This is a genomic window from Xanthomonas sp. NCPPB 1325 (assembly GCF_041477645.2).
GTDB lineage: Bacteria > Pseudomonadota > Gammaproteobacteria > Xanthomonadales > Xanthomonadaceae > Xanthomonas > Xanthomonas cannabis.
The window spans coordinates 3,675,155-3,688,937 of sequence record NZ_CM192985.1; the positions used below are offsets into that span (position 1 = coordinate 3,675,155).

The following is a 13,783-nucleotide window of genomic DNA, read 5'->3' on the forward strand; positions in this document are numbered from 1 at the left end:
GATTACAGGCTGCGCGCACCGACGCGCATGGTTTCCTGCTGTTGCGACTCGGCCTGTTGCCGCTGTGCCTGCATCGCCTGCTGGGCCGCCTGTTGTTCCTGCTGGTTTACCGCCTCGACCGCCTCGGCGCGCAAGCCGCGGCCGGGCGGTTCGTTGGCCAGGGTATGAGTCATCTGACGGAACTGATCACGGTCGCCGTTCTGTGCGGCGGCCAACATGCGGTCGAGAAATGCGCCGGGGTCGTCCTGCAGGGAGGACGGCTTGCCGCCGTGTGTCGGCGACGCCGCGCGCACCTCCTGCGTATCCTGCTTGAGCGGGACCTGCCAGGTCTGTGGCGCATGGCTGCGCTCGCGGTCTTGCTGAAATTGTTGCATCTGCTGCTGCCAGCTGGGCGCATCCATTTCCCGACGCCCGGCGCCCGACTCCGCTGGACCGCGCAGCTGGTCGACGCCATCACGGACAAGGCCAGGGATTCCACGCGAATACAACGTCAAGCCCGCCCGCAGCGTTTCGACGTCGCCGCGATACTTCTCGATCATTGGCGCGTACTGCTGCGCGAGCTGACGTGTTGCGGGATCGTCCAATACGGAACGATCCGGCTTGCCGTCCGCATCGACGGGGAGGAAGTTATGCATAACGTGCGAATCGCCCAGCTTGGCTGCCGCTAATAACGGAAGGCGCGCATCCAGCACTTCATTGTCGTTGGCGTAATCAGCTCTCTTCAGCGTGGCGATCTCTTGCGGCGTAGCATAGATCTCCACGCGCCCGTAATGCCGGCTGGCGGCGCTGACCGCATCGCCGGCCATTACGTGATTGATTACCTCGTTACCACCCTCGGGAATTCGCCGATCCAGGCTCGTCGCTCCGTAGGCGTTGAATGTCTGTCCCTTCAAACCGAAATGGTGCGCCGTGACCTGAGTCAGTCCGCCGCCAAGGGAATGCCCGGTGACAGTGACTTCGGGCTTATGCCCATCGCGCTTCGCTAGACGCTCTGCCAGCTCGATCGCCCGTTGTGTCAGCTCGATGGCGTCGTCGACCTGGGGATTATGACGCTTCACCACCATGCTGCCATCAGCATAAGCGCCATCTTTCAAGAGCTGTCTATCAGGCTCGGTACCGCGGTGTGCGACGACTATTTCGCGAGCATCCTTTCTTTGGTAAATAATACCTTGATAACCACTTGCACGGTCCACATACATTAGCCGTTGGTAAGGAACCCCACCAATATCGATAACCGGGCTTCTTTCTCCAGTCGCGCGCGGCCCATCGTAAACATCGCGAGCAAGCGCCGCATATTGCTGACTGTTAAAACTCATGGCGATTCCTTTACAGATTGTATGGTGACCTTGAATAGGTTGTCGCGCAGTTCTTCCTTAAATGCCTCAGCACTAGGAAGCCCTGTATCCGGGTAGTCAGCCACATCTTCCTCAGGATACCCACCAGACCAAAAAAAAGCAGACACTGGTTTAGAAGCAAAAAAATCCTTCTTGTCCAGACCTGGCATGAAGTTTGTCTCACCCCCCTTACCGGTCGCCTTGAGCGAAACGCCTACACCGCCAAAATCCCAATGGCAAATCCCCCTCCCATAATAATCCGCATCCAACATCCCATCCGGATAAACGATCGCAACGTATGTCTTGCTATCTACCCTTTGAAAAACTACTGGAATTCCGTCTTCTTTTGGCTTTGTGGACATCCCCAAAGAGGGATCGAACGGCGCACATTCATCGCGATTTGCCATGTCATAAAAGGCTGTACCTGACACTGACCCAAACGGTCCTGGTGCATTTTCGATGGTCATGGTGATCCGATAGGCCTGTGTAGGGCGCGGGTTCCTCCGGTAGATCGGATCGCCGTCAGCGTCACGGGCCTGCACATCCTTGGATTGCATGGGGATCTCCTTTGCTCCGCAAGCGCACAGCAATGCGGCCAAGGAGATGCATAGCAGTGCGGCGGGGGTTCGATACACGATTGGTTCGGCCAATAAACGCTTGATAGCTGAGCCTACGCCGTTTTTATAACCACCTCAACAGGATTCATCGGAAACGCAATCCAGCCGCTAGCCCATCGCGCTTGCTTGACGCTCCGCCAACTCCGTTGCCCGTTGCATCAGCTCGATGACATATTCAGCATAGGGGCTATGCCGCCTAAACAGTATGCCGCCGTCGGCGTAAACACTCCCCTAGGAAAGCTTCGAGATCAGACGCACCGAATACTTCGCCGTTGTTCACTTTCTGGCAGGTGACCCGTTGAGACCCGAGAAGGTAGTCCATGCACCCAAGACGCCGGCATGGATACTCACAAATTTAAACCACATGATTATTTCATCTCACCACATCAGTCCGCCCGTAAGAATCTGCGAGCCCTTCGTAGTCTCGGTCAGTTAGGATCATGGCACATCCTTCCTGGCAGACAGAGTCACCTTAACCAACTCTCCACGCAACTCATCCTTGAATTCGGCAGGATCGCCTTCCCCAGCATCTGGAAAGTCTTCCAACTCGTCTCGCGGGTAGCCACCCCTCCAAAAATAAGTCGTCTTTTCGCCTGAACTGACAACCTAATTTTCTTCCAGACTCGGCAAACAATTCGTCTCCTCTTTCTTGCCACTTGCCTTTAAAGAGATGCCAACACCCATCAACTCCCAATGGTACACGCCCTTTCCATAATAATCTGCCTCAATCATGCCCTCTAAAAAAATCGCCGTTTCATAGGCCGTGGCGTCGATTTTTTTGAAGACTGCAGGAACACTATCTTCTTTTTGCTTGGACTAGACCCCGGCAATCGGCTCAATCGGGGTGCACAGCGTATGATTAGTCATCTGATAAAAAGCCGCGCCATCCACGAAACCGAATGGTCCTGGCGCATCCTCGATGGTTATGGTTACCCGATAGGCCTGCTTTGGATACGGGTTCTTTCGATAGATCGGATCGACGTCAGCGTCGCGGGCCTGCACGTCCTTGGATTGCATGGCGGCCTCCTCTGCTCGCAGGCGCACAGTAAAGTCGCCAGGGAAATGCATAGCAGCGCGACTGAAGTGGGATATATCGTGTAGTTGGCCGATAAACGCCCTGTTTCTACAAGGCTACGTCCTTTCCTGGACAGCAACAATATTTCTCCTGGCGCAACGCCAGCACTGCTACTCGAATCGGGCGACATAGCTGCACCGGTATCGATGCCTATCTCCAAATTCAGTCCAACGAGTCAAGCCACCTCTCCTGGTTACCCAAAAAGACCGAAAGACACACTTGATAATCATTCCCATCAAGCGCAGGATGAGCGCCCGTTTCCCTGGCGGCCTCTACCATGGCGTATGCAGTCGGCCTTCTCAATGCGTTGCCCAGCGTGCAGCTGTGCGAGCTGCTGGGCCGCATCGGTTATGGATTCGCGGTGCTCGATCTGGAGCATGTGCTGCGTGCGCCGGAGCAACTGGAACATGCCATCCGCGCGTGTGAGCTCTCCGGCTGCGAAGCCTGGGTGCGGGTGCCGGAGGTGGACGAAAAACTGATCGGCCGCGTGCTGGATGCCGGCGCGCGCGGCATCGTGGTGCCGCGCGCCGAATCGGCGCAGCAGATGGCCTGCGCGGTCGCCGCCGCGCGCTTTCCGCCGCTGGGCCGGCGCGGCATCACGGGCGGCCGCGTCACCGGCTTCGGCAACACCGACCTGCCGACCTATATCGCGCAGGCCAACCGCGACATCCGTATTGTGCCGATGATCGAAAGCGCTGCTGGCGTGGCCGCATTGCCCGACATTCTTGCCGTGCCCGGCGTGGCGCTGGTGATGGAAGGTGCGCTGGATCTGGCGCTGGATCTGGGCCTGGGTCCGCAGCCCACCCATGCGCAGGTGTGGGAGTTGCTGCTGCAACTGCAGGCGCACTGCCGCGCGGCCGGCGTGCCGTTCTGCCCCAATCCACGCACCGACGCGCAACGCGCGCACTGGCTGCAACAACCGGATCTGCGCTGGCTGCTGGCCGGCGAAGACCGCGCCCTGATCCAGCGCGCGTTGCGCGGCCATCTGGCCACGTTCGACGCGCCCGCCTCCCTACCCGCCTGCAGGAGCACGCCGTAGATGTCGACGTTCCGTTTCCACACCCTGACCACTGCCGTCATGGTCGCGCTCACCTTGAGCGTGTCGCCGTCGGCGTTCGCCACCGATACGCCCGATGCCGCCGGCCTCGATGGCGAGACGCCGATCCGCGCGTTGGACGCGATCCAGGTGCAGGGCAGCCTGCTCGGCCGCTCCAAACCCGACGACGTGCAACGCTATGCGGGCAGCCGCCAGGTGATCGACCGCGAGCAGCTGCGCAATGGCGGCAACCGGTCGTTGGACGATGCCCTGCAGCGCGTGCCGGGCATCAAGATCTTCGACGAAACCGGCACCGGCGCATTGCCGCAGCTCATGCTGCGCGGCCTGTACGAAAGCCGCAGCGGCCGCGTGCAGGTGCTGGAAGACGGCATCCCGCTGGCACTGGCGCCGTACGGGCAAACCAGCCTGTCGCTGTTTCCGGTGGGGCTGAATCAGATCGACCGCATCGACATCGTGCGCGGCGGCGCGGCGGTGCAATACGGGCCGAACAACGTGGGCGGCGTGATCAATCTGGTCAGCAAGGAGATCCCCAGCGACTGGAGCACCACGCTGGCGCACAAGGTCACCGCCGGCGGTCAGGGCCAGTTCCTGCAGGACAGCGCGCTCAGCAGCGGCGGCTACCTCAGCGACAATTTCGGCATGCAGGTCGATGCCAATCGCACCTACGGCGATTATTGGCGTGCGCACAGCGACACCGACATCAGCAATCTGCGCGTGCGTGCGGAATGGTGGCTGGACGACACCAAGTTGCTCAAGGCCAGCGTGCAGCGCTACCTGGTGGACATGGATCTGGCCGGTGCCCTGAGCCCGGCCGATTATCGCCGCGACCCGCGCCAGGCCACGCGCCCGCTGGACACCTTCAACGGCCGCACCACGCGCGCGTCGTTGAGCTATGAGCAACTGCTGGGCGACTGGGGCCCGCTGCAGGACGTGCGCCTGGACTGGACCAACTTCAGCGCGCGCAGCAGCCGCAACTTCATCGTCGGCATGCGCCAGGCCGCCACCGAAACCTGGCGGTCGGACCTGCCGCCGCAACTGCGCCAGACCGCACCGCGCGACTTCCGCGTGGTGGGCAGCGAGCCGCGCCTGAGCTGGAGCATGGGCAGTGCCGGCGACGTGCGGCAGCAATGGACCGCCGGCGTGCGTGCGGTGCGTGAGGACATCGATTTCCTGGTCGGCAACCTGCGGCTGCGCGATGGCCTGTTCACCACGGTGCGCGACTGGCAGTTCGAAGACCGCGCGCTGGCGGCGTACGTCAGCAATGCCATCACATTGCCGGACGAGCGCCTGACCATCACGCCCGGGCTGCGCTACGAGCGCCTGGATTCGCGCTATTTCAACCGCGCCACCGGCGTGAGCACGCTCAACCAGACCCGCGACGTGCTGCCGGGGCTGACGGTGGGTTTCCAGGCCAATGAACGGTGGTTCCTGTATGCGGACGGGCAACGTTCGATGCGCGCGCCACAGGTCACCCAGATCATCTTCGGCAACAATCTCGATGCCGAGCTGGCGTGGAATTACGAAGCCGGTACGCGCTATCAGCCCAACGACCGCACCCGTATCCAGGTCGGCGCCTACCTGATCGACTTCGATCAGCAGATCCAGCTGGACAACACCACCCGCGTGTTCCGCAATCTGGGCAAGACCCGCCACCAAGGGGGCGAGGTGGAACTGCAATGGAGCCCCGAGAACCTGCGCGCGCTCACCCTCAACGCCGGCTATGCATATCTGGATGCCAGCCAGGAATCGGGGCCATTCCGTGGCTTGCGCGTGCCGTTTACGTCACGCAATCAGATCACCTGGGGCGGTACCTACGCGCTCGGTCATACCACTGTCGCGCTGTCGGGGTACTACTTCAGCAAGGCCTTCAGCGATGCCGCCAACACCGTGCAGGAAAACGCCATCGCCTCGGTGGGCCAGCTGCCGGCGTACATGGTGTGGAACACGCAGGTGAGCCATACCTTGTTCGAACGCGATGGGCAGAAATTCAGCGCCTCGCTGGCGATCAACAACCTGTTCGACCGGCAGTACTGGTTCCGTGGCGTGGACACCAGCCCGTGGGGCCGTCAGGCCGCGCCCGGCCGCACCGTCACTGCCGGCCTGGAGTACACGTTCTAACGACTGCGCCCGGTGCGCGGTGCAGGCCGCAGCAAGCCGCACGCGGCGTGAGACGCGTTGCGGTTCTGCACCGGCACGCACACCTGGCCGATGTCGGCATCGCTTGATGGGCGTCGCTGCAGCAACCCGCAGCGGCACGACGCGACCACTGTGCAGGGGCAGTGGTCGACCACGATGGCCATGGCGCTCACTCCATCGCCATCGCCCACCACATGGCGTGCATGAGGCACGCATCAGCGCCGCAGCATGCGGCAGTGCGATCGCTGGATCGCAGGCCACCCAACGCCCGTTCGCGGCGCCAGGCAGCCCGTTTCCCTATCGGTTTCCCCACCGCCCTGTCGAACGAGAGCTGCCATGAATGCTGTACCCGACGCCCCCCTGGTGATCCTCACCCATGTCTGCCACCCGGCCATCACCGATGGCTTTTTGCCGGCCGCGCACGCGCAAGGCATTCCGGTGTGGCTGCTGACCGACCATCGGCTCGATCACCTGGCCTATTTCCGCGACCACCCCACGCATGCGCCGCAACGGGTGATCGAATGCGACGTGTTCAATCCGCTCGGCGTGCTGGATGTGCTGCACGACGCCGCACTGCGGCCACGCGCGGTCTTCAGCAACAGCGATCATCTGCAGACCAGCACGGCGCTGGTTGCGGCCGGCCTGGGGTTGCCGGGCAAGGATTGGCAGGTCTGCTACGCGGCCAAGAACAAGGCCGCGATGCGGCAGCGCCTGCGTGCACGCGGCCTGCCCTCGCCGTGGTTCTGCACCCTGGCGCCCGGCGCCGCGCCACCGGACGAGATCCCGTGGCCGGTGGTGGCCAAACCGCGCGAAGGCGTGGCCAGCCTGGATGTGCGCCATTGCGCCGATGCCACGCACCTGCAGGACTATCTCGATGAGGTCTGGCAGCGCCACCCGCAGCGCACCGTGCTGCTGGAAGGCATGTTGCAGGGGCCGTTGTTCACGCTGGAAACGCTGGGCGACGGGCAGACGCTGCAGGCCATCGGCGGGTTCAGGGTGCGCCTGTCGCCGCCACCGCATTTTGTCGAGTGCGAAGCGCAGTGGGATGCCCGGGTCGATACCGCAGTCGTTGCGCAGGCGCTGCAGCAACTGCGTGCCTTCGGCGTCAACTTCGGCCTGTGCCATAGCGAATTCATCCTCACCGACCAGGGCCCGGTGCTGGTGGAAATCAACTACCGCAGCATCGGCGACCGCCGCGAATTCCTGCTCGACGGCATGTTCGGTGGGCACTGGTTCGCCGCTGCGCTGGCGCCGCATCTGGGCCAACCGCTGCCGCAGCTGCGCAGCGAGCGTGCGCATGCCCTGCTGCGTTACTACGTGGCCGACACGGAAGGCGAGCTGGTCACCGCCAGCGAAGACCGCCGCCATCGCGACGCGCACAGCGACGTGCAGTACCGGCGCATGCGCGCACCGGGCGAACGCATCCAGCTGAGCCACTCCAACAAGGATTACCTGGGCGTGCTGAGTGCGGTGGCCAGCGATGCGCAGGCGCTGGAGCAGGCGGTGGTGCAGGCCGAGGCCGGTCTGCACTGGCGCATCGACACCGCGCAGGTGCACGCATGAGCCGCGCCGACGACCAGCGCTACATCGCCACCCGCATCATCGACGCCTGCCTGCGCGAGGATCTGCGCGGAATCGTCAGCCGCGGCCAGGCGGCCACGCCCGACCCGGGCGTGCTGGCGCAGTGGTCCGACCCCGGCCCGGTGGACGGTTGGTGGCGCATCACGCATTTGCCCGGCGGCACGTTGTGGCTGCCGATCCACCACGGCGGCGTGCTGCAGGACTTCAGCGCCTGCAGCGATCGCTGGGTGGTGCAGACGGCCGACGCTGCGCAACTCGAACAGGGCGCGCGGGCCTGGCTGCAGCGCATGGGCGCCGAGCTCGATGCGCAGACCTTGCAGCTGCACCGCGCCTATGCCGACGAGGCCGACTGCGCCGCTGCACACCGCGGCCTGGCATGCCAGGCCTATGACGCGCAGGCACCGGCGCTGGCCACCGCCCTGCAGCACGCAGACCCGGCCGAACGTGCCTACCGTTGCGACCAGCTGGCCAGCTACCGCGACCACCCGTTCTATCCCACCGCGCGCGCCAAGGCCGGGCTGGAAGCATCGGAGTTGCGCGACTACGCGCCGGAGTTTGCGCCGACCTTCGCGCTGCGCTGGCTGGCGATCCCGCATGCCCTGGTCAGCTGCACCAGCACGCCGCCGGCCGCGCTGTGGCCGGACCTGGCCACGCTCGGCCTGCCGCCGGCGCTTGCGCACACCCACCTGGCCTGGCCGGTACATCCGCTGGTGTGGGAGCGACTGGAACAGCCCGGCTTCGAGCTTCCGGCCGGTGCGGTGCGTGCACCGCGGGCATGGCTGCAGGTGCGCCCCACCCTGTCGGTGCGCACGCTGGTGCCAGTGCAGCAGCCGCACCTGCACCTCAAGCTGCCGATCCCGATGCGCACGCTGGGCGCACTGAACCTGCGTCTGATCAAACCGTCCACGCTGTACGACGGGCACTGGCTGGAGCGCGCGTTGCGTGGCATTGATGCGCACGACAGCGCCCTGCGGGGCCGGTGCGTGTTCGTGGACGAGTCGCATGGCGGGCACGTGGGCCAGACCCGGCACCTGGCCTATCTGGTGCGGCGGTATCCGCCCCTGGACGACGCCACGCTGGTGCCGGTGGCCGCGCTGTGCGCGTGGCTGCCCGATGGCCGGCCGATGGCGATCCACCTGGCCGAGCAGTTCGCCCACGGCGACGTGCAGGCCTGGTGGCGCGACTACACCGAGTTGCTGCTTGCGGTGCATTTGCGGTTGTGGCTGCGCTACGGCATTGCATTGGAAGCCAATCAGCAGAACAGCGTGCTGGTATATGCCCACGGCCAACGCACCCGCCTGCTGATGAAGGACAACGACGCCGCGCGGATCGCCATGCCACAACTGCGCGCCCAAGTGCCGGACATCGACACGCTGGGCCCGCTGCGCGATGCGCGGATTGCGGTGGACGATGCGCAGGCGCTGGCGCAGATGTTCTGCACCATCGTGCTGCAACTGGATCTGCAGGCGGTGCTGGAAGGCCTGGCCGAGTGGCAGCCGGCGCTGCGCGCGCCGCTGGCGGCGCAGCTGCAGGCGCAACTCGCGCGGACGCTTGAACACCTGCACGCCGAAGGCATCGATACCGCGCCCGCGCGTGACCTGCTCGCCATGCCACGGTTGCCGGTGAAGTACCTGCTCAGTGCCGGCAGCCTGCTCAGCAAGCAGCTCACCGGGGCGAGCGACATCAACAAGTTCTATGGCAACAGCGCGCCCAATCCGTTCGGCACTGCGTTTGCGCAACAGCCGCGCCATCAGGCCGGTGGTGGGCGATGAAGCGCATTCTCGGCCCGGTGCTGGCAGCGCACTATCTGGCCGCCTTCACCGCCCTGGGCATGCCGCTGTTCCTGCCGCAGGTGCTGGCCGAACTGGCACCGGGCGCGGCGGTGGGCTGGAGCGGCGTGCTGTACGTGCTGCCGACGCTGTGCACCGCGTTGACGGCCGGCACCTGGGGGCGGCTGGCCGACCGCTACGGGCGCAAGCGTTCGTTGCTGCGCGCGCAGCTGGGGCTGGCGCTGGGCTTTGCCATCGCCGGCTTCGCACCATCGCTGACCTGGCTGGTGGTTGGCCTGGTCGTGCAGGGCGGCTGCGGCGGCTCGCTGGCCGCGGCCAACGCCTATCTGGCCAGCCAGCCGCAGGCCGGCCCGTTGGCGCGCGCACTGGACTGGACCCAGTATTCGGCACGGCTGGCGATGGTGAGCGCACCCGCACTGCTGGGGCTGGCCCTTGCCTTGGGCCCGGCGCAATCGCTGTACCGCGCGCTCGCGCTGCTGCCGCTGATCGCATTCGCACTGACCTGGCGGTTGCCGGCGGATCACCCGGCTCCACGGCCAGTGGCCGCACCAATCGCCGCGTCGGGTCCGGCGCCATTGCAGGCCACTCCAGCGTCGTGGCCTACGCTGCTGCTGGCGCAGTTCCTGTTCTGTTTCGCGATGGTGGTGACCTTCCCGTATTTCATTCCCTACGCACTCGCGCGTGGCGCCGGCCACGATGCGCTCGCCGGCCTGCTCTACAGCCTGCCGCACCTGGTGTACCTGGTCGTGCTGCCGTGGTGGCGGCGCGGCGATGGCCACGCATGGCTGATGCCCGGGCTGTTGCTATTTGCGCTTGCCTGCCTGTGGCAGGCGCTGCTGCACGACGCCATCGCGCTGGTGGCGGCGCGGCTGCTGTTCGGGCTTGGCATGTTGCTCGGCCTGCGTGGGCTCAACCGCAGCCTGGCTCTGGTCGCCAGCGGCCACGGCGCCGGGCGCCTGTTCGGCCGGTTCGATGCCTGCGGCAAGTGGGCCGGCGTAGCCGCCGGCGCCGCCGCCGGTGCGCTGGCCCAGGCCGCCGGCCCGGCCAGCCCTTTCCTGGCCGCCGCGCTGGCGGCCGCCGCTGCTGCGCTCACCGTCCTGGTGCGCTTTCCTTCGAGGAGATCTGCCGATGTCGCTGCACACGATGCATGACCCCTGGTACGACAGCATGGCCGACGCCCAGGCCTGCAGTTGCTGGTTGAACTGCTACCTGCGCGAGTTCGCCATCCCGCAACATGCCGCCGATTTCGATTACCGCGGGCTGGATCGCCCCGGCCCGCGGGTGGCCGAACAGCGCTGGCTGCGCATCGCGCTGGGCGCCGCCGGCACGCTGTGCGTGCGCATTGCCCATGCCGACCGGCTGGGCCGCTGCCGTTTTGCGTCCACGCCGTTTCTCAAGAGCGCCGGCCAGCCGTGGCAGAGCCTGGATGCGCACGCCCTGGCACGCTGCCTGCTGCAATCGCTGGGCAGCAGGCAGGCGGTGAATCCGGAGCTGCTGGCACAAAGCGCCAACAGCGTGGCGGTCACCGCGGCGTTGTTGCGGCAGGCCCAGCGCAGCGCGGCCAGCGGCGAGGCCATGATCGATGCGGAGCAATCGATGCTGTGGGGGCATGCGCTGCATCCCACGCCTAAAAGCCGCGAAGGCATCGCGCTGGAGCAGGTGCTGGCCTGCGCCCCGGAAGCGCGCGCGCAGTTCCAGTTGTTCTGGTTCCGCATCGACCCGCGCCTGCTGCGCGTGCAGGGCCAGGACGTGCGTGCCAGCTTGACGCAACTGTCCGGCGACCCGGCGCTGTATCCCTGCCACCCGTGGGAGGCGCAACGCCTGCTGGACGACCCCTTGCTGCGCACGCTGCAATCGCGCGGCCTCATCGCACCGGTCGGCCTGCGTGGCGCTGCACTGCGCCCCACCTCGTCGGTGCGCACGCTGTATCACCCGGCGCTGGAGTACTTCCTCAAGTGCTCGGTGCATGTGCGCCTGACCAATTGCGTGCGCAAGAACGCCTGGTACGAACTGGAAAGTGCGGTCGCCCTCACCGAGCTGCTGGCGCCGAGCTGGCAAGCGCTGGCCGTGCAGGTACCCGGCTTCGATGTGATGCTGGAGCCGGCGGCAACTTCGCTGGATGTGGCGCGGGTCGATCGCGCGTTGTACGACGCCGACCCGCACGCCGCACGCAACCTGTCGGAGAGCTTCGGCATCCTGTACCGCAAGACCATCCCCGCCGCGCAGCGCGCGCACTGGCAGCCACAGGTGGCGGCAGCGTTGTTTACCTGCGATGCGCAGGGCAATAGCGTCTGCGCCCGACAGCTGCAGGCGCTGAGCCGTACGCCGATGGATCGCCGCACCGCCACACGGCGCTGGTTCGGCGCCTATGCCAGCGTGTTGCTGGACGGCGTGTGGAGCGCGTTGTTCCAGCACGGCATCGCCCTGGAGCCGCATCTGCAGAACACCGTGATCGGGTTTGCCGACGGGTGGCCGACGCGGGTGTGGATTCGCGACCTGGAAGGCACCAAGCTGCTTGCCCACCATTGGCCACCGACACGGCTGCACGGCGTCGGCGAGCGCGCGCGGCAATCGCTGTATTACACGCCCGAACAAGGCTGGAACCGCGTGGCCTATTGCGCCCTGGTCAACAACCTGGCCGAGGCCATTTTCCATCTGACCGAAGGCGACGGCACGCTGGAAGCGCAGCTGTGGCACCGCGTGGGCGAGATTGCCGTGCGTTGGCAGCAGCGCCACGGCGCACAGCCCGCGCTGCAGGGGTTGATCGACGGCGCGCCGCTGCCGGGCAAGAACAATCTCGGCACCCGTCTGTTGCAACGCGCCGACCGTCAATCCGACTACACCGCCCTGCCCAATCCCATCGCGCCGCTCGTCCGCGCACGGCAGGTGGCGGCGTGAGCCTGCAGATCGACACGGGCCGCGTCATCGCTGCGTTGCCGCAACTGCGCGCCCGCAGCGATGGCCCGGTCTGCGCGTATGTCTATGATCTGGCCGCACTGCACGCGCATGCGGCGTGGATGCGCGCGCAGCTACCGGCACCGTGCGAGCTGTTCTACGCGGCCAAGGCCAATGCAGAGCCACCGATCCTGCGCACGCTCGCGCCGCATGTGGACGGCTTCGAGGCCGCATCCGGTGGCGAACTGGCCTGGCTGCATGCACAGCAACCACAGGCAGCGCTGCTGTTCGGCGGGCCCGGCAAACTCGACAGCGAACTCGCCCAGGCGGTGGCCCTGCCCGACTGCAGCGTGCACGTGGAGAGTCTCGGCGAGCTGCAGCGCCTGGCGGCCATCGCCGCGGCTGCCGGCCGCTGCGTGCCGGTGTTCCTGCGCATGAACATCGCCGTGCCCGGCGCCAAGAGCACGCGCCTGATGATGGGCGGGCAGCCCTCGCCCTTCGGTCTCGACCCGCAGGACCTGGACACCGCCATGCAGCTGCTGCGCGCAACGTCGGCGCTGCGCCTGGAAGGGTTTCATTTCCACCTGATGTCGCATCAGCGCGATGCCGGCGCGCAGCTGCACCTGATTGCCGCCTACCTGCGCACCGTGCAGCAGTGGCGACACACCTACGGTCTCGGGCCGCTCAGGGTGAATGCGGGCGGCGGCTTCGGCGTGGACTACCTGACGCCGCAGGCTTCATTCGACTGGGCCGGCTTCTGCGCGGGGCTGCCGGCGTTGTTGCGCGAGCACGGCGATGCCGTGCGCCTGCGCCTGGAGCCGGGCCGCTATGTCAGCGCCAGTTGCGGCTGGTACCTGATGGAAGTGCTCGACCTCAAGCGCAGCCATGGCGCCTGGTTCGCAATCGCGCGCGGCGGCACCCATCACTTCCGCACGCCGGCCGCACAGGCGCACGACCACCCCGTCCGCGTGCTGCGCGGGGTGCACCCGCCGGTCGTCAGCGACGCCGCAGTCACCCTGGTCGGCCAGCTCTGCACGCCCAAGGACGTGCTGGCCCACAACCAACCCGTCGCCGCACTGGCCCCCGGCGACTGCCTGGCCTTTCCGCTGGCCGGCGCCTACGCCTGGAATATTTCGCACCAGCAGTTCCTGATGCACCCGCCACCGCAGCAGCTGTTTTTGCCGGTGGCGGGTTGATGGGGACCGCACACGATGCCCGCCATACGAACGCACGTCGCACAGGGTCCACCTGCATGCTGCCCGGAGTTCCAATCACGCGATGCAGTAACTGCGCGCAGT

At 65.8% G+C, this 13,783-nt stretch carries 9 protein-coding genes and 1 pseudogene; 7 read left to right on the forward strand and 3 right to left on the reverse strand.

Going from position 1 to position 13,783, the window contains the following annotated elements; all coding sequences use genetic code 11:
• Positions 1 to 2: 2 nt before the first annotated feature.
• From ACCQ10_RS15655 to ACCQ10_RS15665, 3 genes and pseudogenes are all read right to left on the reverse strand, one after another.
• Positions 3 to 1,316: a Tle-like phospholipase domain-containing protein gene (locus tag ACCQ10_RS15655; RefSeq protein ID WP_372361203.1), complete on the reverse strand. Its 1,314-nt coding sequence runs from the start codon at positions 1,314 to 1,316 to the stop codon at positions 3 to 5.
• Positions 1,313 to 1,891 (reverse strand): hypothetical protein, encoded by a 579-nt coding sequence (locus ACCQ10_RS15660; RefSeq protein WP_372361204.1) that lies wholly within the window; start codon positions 1,889 to 1,891, stop codon positions 1,313 to 1,315. The genes ACCQ10_RS15655 and ACCQ10_RS15660 overlap by 4 nt, the downstream gene beginning before the upstream one ends.
• A gap of 498 nt (positions 1,892 to 2,389) precedes the next feature.
• Positions 2,390 to 3,024: pseudogene (locus ACCQ10_RS15665) on the reverse strand (hypothetical protein).
• Between the two features lie 279 nt (positions 3,025 to 3,303).
• Between ACCQ10_RS15665 and ACCQ10_RS15670 the strand changes: the two are divergent.
• The 7 genes from ACCQ10_RS15670 to ACCQ10_RS15700 all read left to right on the forward strand — a co-directional run bounded on the left by ACCQ10_RS15670 (position 3,304) and on the right by ACCQ10_RS15700 (position 13,681).
• Positions 3,304 to 4,065 (forward strand): HpcH/HpaI aldolase family protein, encoded by a 762-nt coding sequence (locus ACCQ10_RS15670; protein ID WP_372361205.1) that lies wholly within the window; start codon positions 3,304 to 3,306, stop codon positions 4,063 to 4,065.
• Positions 4,066 to 6,201 carry a TonB-dependent receptor family protein gene (locus ACCQ10_RS15675; RefSeq protein WP_372361206.1) on the forward strand — a complete coding sequence of 712 codons (2,136 nt, stop codon included), beginning with the start codon at positions 4,066 to 4,068 and terminating at the stop codon, positions 6,199 to 6,201.
• Positions 6,202 to 6,555: 354 nt separating this feature from the next.
• Positions 6,556 to 7,782 (forward strand): siderophore biosynthesis protein PvsA, encoded by a 1,227-nt coding sequence (locus tag ACCQ10_RS15680; protein ID WP_372361207.1) that lies wholly within the window; start codon positions 6,556 to 6,558, stop codon positions 7,780 to 7,782.
• Positions 7,779 to 9,572, forward strand: a complete 1,794-nt coding sequence (locus ACCQ10_RS15685) for an IucA/IucC family protein (RefSeq protein ID WP_372361208.1) — start codon at positions 7,779 to 7,781, stop codon at positions 9,570 to 9,572. Before ACCQ10_RS15680 ends, ACCQ10_RS15685 begins: the two co-directional genes overlap by 4 nt.
• Positions 9,569 to 10,741: an MFS transporter gene (locus ACCQ10_RS15690; protein WP_372361209.1), complete on the forward strand. Its 1,173-nt coding sequence runs from the start codon at positions 9,569 to 9,571 to the stop codon at positions 10,739 to 10,741. Before ACCQ10_RS15685 ends, ACCQ10_RS15690 begins: the two co-directional genes overlap by 4 nt.
• A complete protein-coding gene (locus ACCQ10_RS15695; RefSeq protein WP_372361210.1) occupies positions 10,719 to 12,488 on the forward strand; it encodes an IucA/IucC family protein in 1,770 nt (589 codons plus the stop codon). Before ACCQ10_RS15690 ends, ACCQ10_RS15695 begins: the two co-directional genes overlap by 23 nt.
• Positions 12,485 to 13,681: a type III PLP-dependent enzyme gene (locus ACCQ10_RS15700; protein ID WP_372361211.1), complete on the forward strand. Its 1,197-nt coding sequence runs from the start codon at positions 12,485 to 12,487 to the stop codon at positions 13,679 to 13,681. Before ACCQ10_RS15695 ends, ACCQ10_RS15700 begins: the two co-directional genes overlap by 4 nt.
• The last annotated feature ends 102 nt before the right edge of the window (positions 13,682 to 13,783 follow it).

Bases quoted from the DNA above. Each gene is read 5' to 3' on its own strand.
- ACCQ10_RS15670 (WP_372361205.1), top strand. From the start codon at position 3,304: ATGGCGTATGCAGTCGGCCTTCTCAATGCGTTGCCCAGCGTGCAGCTG.
- ACCQ10_RS15675 (WP_372361206.1), top strand. From the start codon at position 4,066: ATGTCGACGTTCCGTTTCCACACCCTGACCACTGCCGTCATGGTCGCG.
- ACCQ10_RS15690 (WP_372361209.1), top strand. From the start codon at position 9,569: ATGAAGCGCATTCTCGGCCCGGTGCTGGCAGCGCACTATCTGGCCGCC.
- ACCQ10_RS15655 (WP_372361203.1), bottom strand. From the start codon at position 1,316: ATGAGTTTTAACAGTCAGCAATATGCGGCGCTTGCTCGCGATGTTTAC.
- ACCQ10_RS15685 (WP_372361208.1), top strand. From the start codon at position 7,779: ATGAGCCGCGCCGACGACCAGCGCTACATCGCCACCCGCATCATCGAC.
- ACCQ10_RS15660 (WP_372361204.1), bottom strand. From the start codon at position 1,891: ATGCAATCCAAGGATGTGCAGGCCCGTGACGCTGACGGCGATCCGATC.
- ACCQ10_RS15680 (WP_372361207.1), top strand. From the start codon at position 6,556: ATGAATGCTGTACCCGACGCCCCCCTGGTGATCCTCACCCATGTCTGC.
- ACCQ10_RS15695 (WP_372361210.1), top strand. From the start codon at position 10,719: ATGTCGCTGCACACGATGCATGACCCCTGGTACGACAGCATGGCCGAC.